This is a genomic window from Bacillus sp. J33 (assembly GCF_000518885.1).
Classification (GTDB): domain Bacteria; phylum Bacillota; class Bacilli; order Bacillales; family Cytobacillaceae; genus Cytobacillus.
The window spans coordinates 21983-28862 of record NZ_JAEL01000077.1 but is presented as its reverse complement, the minus strand read 5'-3'; the positions used below and the strand labels follow the sequence as shown (position 1 = coordinate 28862).

Annotated in this window: 6 protein-coding genes; 1 reads left to right on the top strand and 5 read right to left on the bottom strand. The window is 40.6% G+C overall.

What is annotated here, in order from left to right; genetic code table 11:
- From L634_RS0120035 to L634_RS0120015, 5 genes are all read right to left on the bottom strand, one after another.
- Positions 1-243 (bottom strand): helix-turn-helix domain-containing protein (locus tag L634_RS0120035; RefSeq protein ID WP_026583979.1); only part of this gene is annotated, 243 nt, incomplete at its 3' end.
- 93 nt (positions 244-336) lie between these two features.
- Positions 337-1026, bottom strand: a complete 690-nt coding sequence (locus tag L634_RS0120030) for an LrgB family protein (RefSeq protein ID WP_026583978.1) — start codon at positions 1024-1026, stop codon at positions 337-339.
- Positions 1023-1361 carry a CidA/LrgA family protein gene (locus tag L634_RS0120025; protein ID WP_269521651.1) on the bottom strand — a complete coding sequence of 113 codons (339 nt, stop codon included), beginning with the start codon at positions 1359-1361 and terminating at the stop codon, positions 1023-1025. The genes L634_RS0120030 and L634_RS0120025 overlap by 4 nt, the downstream gene beginning before the upstream one ends.
- A 423-nt stretch (positions 1362-1784) precedes the next feature.
- Positions 1785-4778: an ATP-binding protein gene (locus L634_RS0120020; protein WP_026583976.1), complete on the bottom strand. Its 2994-nt coding sequence runs from the start codon at positions 4776-4778 to the stop codon at positions 1785-1787.
- A gap of 14 nt (positions 4779-4792) precedes the next feature.
- A complete protein-coding gene (locus L634_RS0120015) occupies positions 4793-6016 on the bottom strand; it encodes a metallophosphoesterase family protein (RefSeq protein ID WP_026583975.1) in 1224 nt (407 codons plus the stop codon).
- 221 nt (positions 6017-6237) lie between these two features.
- Here L634_RS0120015 and L634_RS0120010 point away from each other — a divergent pair, with 221 nt between their 5' ends.
- Complete coding sequence (locus L634_RS0120010) at positions 6238-6870, top strand: LysE family transporter (RefSeq protein WP_026583974.1); 633 nt, start codon at positions 6238-6240, stop codon at positions 6868-6870.
- The last annotated feature ends 10 nt before the right edge of the window (positions 6871-6880 follow it).

Genomic DNA, 6880 nt, shown 5'->3' with positions numbered 1-6880 from the left:
TATAGAATACTCCCCAGACTGACAATCTCTAATGGCAGCTAGCTTCAATTCCTTGGAATACTTTTTCCAAGTGGAAGACTCTTTTAGACCTTCAAAACCACACTTATCATACTTGTGTTTCCACTCCAAAATCGTTGAAGGGTGCACGTTATATTTTGACTCAAGTTCATATGTTGAATAATGCTCGTCTAATTCCTTTAATATCTCGTATTTCTCTTCTGCAGAGTAAGATCTTTTAGACATAATAAATACTCCCCCATAAGCAGCCAGATTTTTATTTTTAATCTGTCTACCTAAAGGGGAGCATATCACTTGATGAATGGGCTTTCTAGTTTTTTACAGAAAAAGCAGCAACACCGGAATGAACAATGAAAGCAAAATGGCAGAGGTTGTCATCGCTATACATCCCATCGCCCCTTCTTCCTCTCCCCACATGAGAGAGCGGTTTGCCCCAAGCATTTGTGCTGAGGTGCCCATTGCAAGCCCTTTTGCTGCTTTACTCTGTATTCCCAGCAACTTCAAAAGCTTCGGGCCCAACATAACCGAAAAGATCCCGGAAAACAATACAAAGAAAACAGTTAAGGCAGTGGTACCCCCTAAGCCATCCGATACGGTTAAGGCAACTGGTAGCGTTACTGAACGCGGTATAAGAGATGCCATGGTTTCCTGACTAAAATGAAAAACATGGGACATAATGTAAATCGAAAAAATACCTAAAAAGGTTCCGCTAAACACTCCAGAGAATATCTTCTTAAAATGTTTTTTCAATAGTGGCCACTCCTTATATAAAGGAACAGCAAAAGAAACGACCGACAGCTGCAAAAGGATTTCAAATAAACTGCTCCCTTTTTGATAGACAGAAAGAGGGATGTTACACAAAAGAAGTATAACAATCAAAATGGCTGTTCCTGTATACAGGGGATTAAGCCAACTTTTCTTAAACTTGCTGAAAACTTGCAGGCTAGCGAGATAACTTAAAAGAGTCATCAAAGTGCAGCCTATGCTGTTGAATAAGAAAGCACTCATTTATTGCTCCTCCTCCTAAATTGCTCAAACCATTGAACAGAATACGCGGTTCCTAATAAGCAACTAAAGCTGCTTACTATCAGCACAAAAATGAAATGAAAATCTAATAGAGGAATAAAATAGGGAGATAAAAATAATCCTATGACAAAGGGGATAAACATCAGGGACATATGCTTGATTTGAAAAGATGCTGCTCTCTCTACCCATTCCAGCTTAACTATATTAAGTACCAAAAGGGATAATAGCATAACCATCCCCAAGACACTTCCAGGAAGTGGAATCCGAAAGAATGCAGCCACAAGATTTCCTGCCAGAAGAAAAATAGCGAGTATCAATATTTGAATGAGCCCTGGCAATTTTGTATTCTCCTTCCTGATTTCTTTTTTTTAGCATATAGGATTAAAAACAAAAAAGCATGAAGTGTGTAAGGTATCTTTACATATTTTTTTTAAATATTTGTATATTGTTGTGAGATTTTCTTTATAAATAATGCTGTGTTAAAGCTGATTGCTGATTTTAGCACCCTGTTGATTGGAGCGGAAGGTGCTAATCCCGCGAAAATGCTAACGCATTTTCTTACGGGTGTTCATTCGAGGAAGCTTATTCAATGTCTTACGGGAGAAGCGTGTCAGCAGGAGACCCCGCAGGTGCGAATGCACCGAGGAGCGTCGGACCGCCCGCTGAACGCTTGAGTGCCTGTAGCGGAAATCAACAGGCAAATTTAACAGAGCCATAAATAAAAAAACTGCCTATTATAGTTAAACAGGCAGCTTCTCTTTGGTAACCAATTGAATTTGTTCTTCCTGGAAATACGGCAGAAGATGCTTATGGCAAGTGAAAAATAAAACTTGGCGATCTGGAAGATTTTTTAACAGGGTAATAATTCTTTCCGTTCGAATATGGTCAAAATTAACAAAGCTGTCATCAATAATAATGGGAAATGGATATTTACCATAAATGGTCGTTGCCAGTGCAAGCCTAAAGGATACATATATCTGTTCTGCAGTAGCCTGGCTCAGTTCTTTAGCTTCAAACACTGCACCTGTTTTGCTTTCAATTAGGAAACCGGCCCCTTCCTCTTTAGGAAAAATACGGGTATAGACGCCATCCGTTAAGCATGAAAGAAATTCCTCAGCTTTTTTTAGCATTTTAGGCAACCGCTCATTTTTAAAGCTGCTAATTGTTTTTTCTAATATATCCTTTGCTGCAGCATATTTGGCCCACTCCCTTGCTTCTTCCTCAAACTCAGATTTCAATAACGCAAATTTATGAAGCAGTTCAGCATATGTTCCCCCCTCTTCAAGCAGCTGAATTTCATAATTGGTTTCTGCAAGTTTGCTCTGCAAAGAAGGGATGCTGTCTTTAAGCTGGTTTATCTCTTCAGTAAGAGAGTGAATAGCTATTTCTCCGTTTTTAAAATTCGAATATTTATCAATATCTTCCTGAGAAAAGGAGTGCATTTTGATTTGCCTGCGGATTTGTCTAATCTGCTCATTAAGGTCAGCCAATTTCTGTGCTTCCTCTGCTTTTTCATAATACTCTTCAGCAGTTTCAGTTCCGGCAAGGGCGAGCTGATCCTGATATTCTTTATGAAAGTGGCGAAGCTCAGCAATCACTGTACTGTATTCTGCCTTAAGCTCATGAAGCTTGGCTTTTTTTTCGTTGAACTTAATATGTTTTTCTGTTTCTTCCCTAAGCCTCTTTTTCAGCTGATAGGCAACCTCCTGGATACTTCCCGGTTCTCCATCCAGAAGGCCTCTTAGCTTTTGAAGAGTGTTGAGCTTCTCTTTGATTCCCTCTTCTGCTGCTGACTTTCTTTCTAATGCATATTTCTTTTCCCTGTATAGGGATTTAAGCTGTTCAACAAGCCCAAATGCCTCACCTAAATGGGCTTTGGAGATATCATCAGGAAGATATAGCTGTTTCCCCAGCTGCAGCAATTCTATTTCCAGTTCAGCCGATTCTTTTTCCCATTTTTCGAAAGAGGCAATAACTTTTTCATATTTTTCATTTGCCTGTTCCAGCTGGAATTTATATTGGCGAAGCTGACTTTGAAGTTCATTGTCTCTTTGAAGCTGTGCCTCCAAACCTGAAGCATGCTGAATTTCAGGATGCTTCAATTTTTCCAGCAGTGACCTTTCTTTTTCAGTCAGAACTCCAATCTCGTCTTTAATGAAACTGTCATTCACCTGAGGCTGCTTTTTATTTGCCATGACAAAACAAAAGGCTGTGCCGGCCAAACCTGCTAATGCAAGGATCCATGTTTGGCTCCATACTCCCCAGCCAAACAGAGCTGCAAAAAAAACTCCAAAAACAAAAAGCTGCCTCTTTTCCTGGCTCCTTTTTTCTGCTCTATTTTCCCGTTCCTTTTCTTCCGCATTTCGAAGGAAGTGCAGCCTCTCCTGAGTATCCTGCAGTTCTTTTTCGATGAACTGCCTGTTTGCTGAAAGGTTCAGCTTTTCCTGGATAGCTAGACGTTCCGATTCAGTTAGCAGCTGCTTTTTCAGTTCTTCTATTTTTCGTTCAATATCCTCCAATGCCGCCTTTTCTTCATTAAAACGTTCGTCTAGTTCCTGCTTCTTTGTCTGCAGGCTGCTCTGGCGTATTAGAGCATGTTTAATCCTATCCTTCATGAATACACTCGTATCAATTTGATCCAATTGTGTCTCATCCATATGAAGATGAAGTTTTTCCTGAATAGTTACTATTTCTTCTGAAAGATTTGCAAGCTTTATCGATAATTCGCTTTCTTCCTGCTCAAGCTTATCCAGCAGCGGCAGTCCTTCAATCGCAGCGCTGATATGAGGCTCACTGTTGAGTACAGCATTGTCAGGCTGATTTTTCTCAAGTTCCTGATTAAGGGTGCTTATTCTGGCTTCCAGGCTCGCTTTACGTCCTTCCAGCGGGTGAATCATACTTTCGATTTTCTCCAGAGCTGCAAGCCCATTTGCCGGGAATGATACCCCTGTATATTGTTCCCGTTCTTTTAAATGTTCTTTTTCCTCCGCAATCAACGGGGATAATTCCTGCCATTCTTTTAGGCGGAGCAGTTCCTGCTGAGAATGATCCAGTTCATGTTGAATCCGTTTTAAATCCTCTTCCAGTTTTCTCTTTTCCCCAATCAACATCCAATACTGTTCATTTTGCTGCTCCGCTTTTTTAAGATTCTGATGCAGTTGCTTCAGCTCTTTAAGCTTTACGTTTAGAGTTGGCTTTTTTCCGCTTGGCTTAAAACGGCTCTCCAGCTCCTTTTGAAGTGCATTTTCCGCAGTAAACAGCTTGTCAGTACCTAATGAGCCTGCTGAAAACAAATATCTCCCCAAATCTTCGCCCTTCATTTGATTCACATTTTGCAAGCCGTGAATGTTAAAAGAAAAAATAGATTGAAATAGGCTTTTATCTATATGGTGGAGCAGTTCGCTTAAAAGCTCTTCGCCTCCTCTTGTTCCATCCTCAAGCAAGACACTGACATCTCCGGAAGCTTTGCCTTTTACTCGCTCTATTACGGCCTTCCCTGTATGGGGAAAAAACGCGGTAAGCCTGCCTCCATATTTAGCACCCTCCTTTGGCTCATACCTTAACTCAGACTGAATCTTTGTTGGGAAACCAAAAAGAATACTATGAATAAAAGACATAATCGTAGATTTTCCTGCTTCATTTTCTCCGTAGATCACCTGCAAAGATTGAATATCTGTCAGGCTATAATCTGTTAACTTTCCATATCCATAAATATGTATATCGGTTATTTTCATGGACCCGCCTCCTTTTAAATCCCTTTGTACAGCAGATCTACAAGCAGCTCCTCAGCCTCCTCTGCAATTCTGCGCTTTTCATCTATACTGAGGTCTTTCAGGTATCTTCTTGCCAGTGGATGTTCATACAATGGCAGAGCACTTTTACTTTCCTCTGCAAATATATCTGCTGTTTTAAAAAGCTCGCTGAAAAAGTCTGATTCATGTGCAAGCTTTTCTTTATTCCACATTCTTTGTTCATTCACCGTCAGAGCAGAAATCCATACGAATGTCTCCTCCTCTATTTCATGCTCCTGCAAGGATTCGAGCAGTTCACCATTCGCGATGCTTTTTACTTCATGTACAGGAAGGCTGACATTGTTTATCGTCATGTTCAATATTGTCCCCTTGCTGCTTTTCCGCTTTTCTTCCAGCAGATTTTTGCACACATTATAAATGTCCTGAAAGCTTTCGGAATTTGAAGCATCTATTTGTGCTTCCTCCCAAATAACAGCTGCAGCATCCAGGAACTCTGTCTTTGCACCTGATTCATCCAATTCAACTATATAGCATCCCTTAGGACCGGTTTCTTTCCGGTTGCGGCCCTGTATATTTCCCGGATAAATGACCGGGGGCTGCTGATATAAAATTTCACGTTTATGTATATGTCCAAGAGCCCAATAATCAAAACCCTTTTCAAGCAAATCGTTTAATCGGAATGGAGCATATTGATCATGCTCACTGCTTCCTTCAAAGTGGCCATGAAGGATCCCAATATGCAAGTCTGCACCGTCTTTTCTTGTATATTGATTAATCATTCTTTCTGCCACATGTCTCTTCGGATAGCTGAATCCATATAGATGGACAGATGTCCCATTTGCAGCAATATGCTTTACAACTTCAACTTCATGGGAAAAAATATGGACATTATCAGGCATTTGCATGTGAACCCAACTGCCCTCCATATGATCATGATTTCCATGGACCGCAAAAACAGGTATCCCGCATTCCTCCAGGCGCTCCATCTCTTTTCGAAAACGCGTCTGCGCCCTTATGCTCCTGTCCTCTCCATCAAATAAATCTCCTGCCAGAATGACAAAATCAACAGCGAGGCTTATAGCTGAGTCAACAATTTTAGTAAAGGCCGCAAATGTACTTTCCTGAAGCTTTTGGAAAATAGCTGGCGGCAGATGCTTCAAACCGGTCATTGGACTATCCAGATGCAAATCAGCAGCATGAATAAATGTTACCCTTTTCATGTAAACTTCCTTTCATTCCTTTTCTTTCATTTTACCTTATACAAAAAGCGAATGCACGTTCCTATTGATTTATGCAGATATAATCTTTTCCTTTAAAAAATGAATGGGAAACACCTCATTCAGTTTTAACCCTGGAGGCTTGTGCATAAAAATGTACAAGTACTCTTTCCAAGGGCATTCGTTTGTACCCGAGGAAAAATAAATAGGCGGAGTGGTCATTTTTGGGACTAGGAATTTATTTAAGTTATGTGTTTCTTGGACTGTCATTAGCAGCTCCAATCGGACCGGTTAATGCAGTCAGACTTGAAAAGGGGATAAAAAATGGATTTTGGCATGCGTGGATTGTTGGGGTTGGCTCCATGTTTGCTGATGCCTTTTATATGCTTATTGTATATCTCGGCCTTGTTCATTTTTTAGACACCCCGATCGTACAGATTTTTCTGTGGCTTTTTGGCGGGTTTATTCTCTTATATACAGGTGCAGAAAGCATTCTGAATGCGAATAAAATCTCCATAAACTATGTCAGAAGCCAGGATTCATTGTTCAAATGCTTTTTTTCCGGTTTCATTATGTCCATTTCCAGCCCCCTTTCTATCCTGTTCTGGCTTGGCATTTACGGATCGGTTCTGGCGAAAACAGCAGCAGCATATGGAAAAACGGAGCTCTTTTTATACAGTACGATGATATTTCTGGGGCTTATGCTCTGGGATCTAATTGTAGCAGGACTGACCACAGGATTCCGCAAGTTTCTGACATCAAGAGGAATTATCATTATCTCAATCCTTTCCGGATTATCCCTGATTGGATTCGGCGTTTACTTTGCGTTTGAAGGCTTAAAGGCACTGTTCAGCTAATCATTTCTCA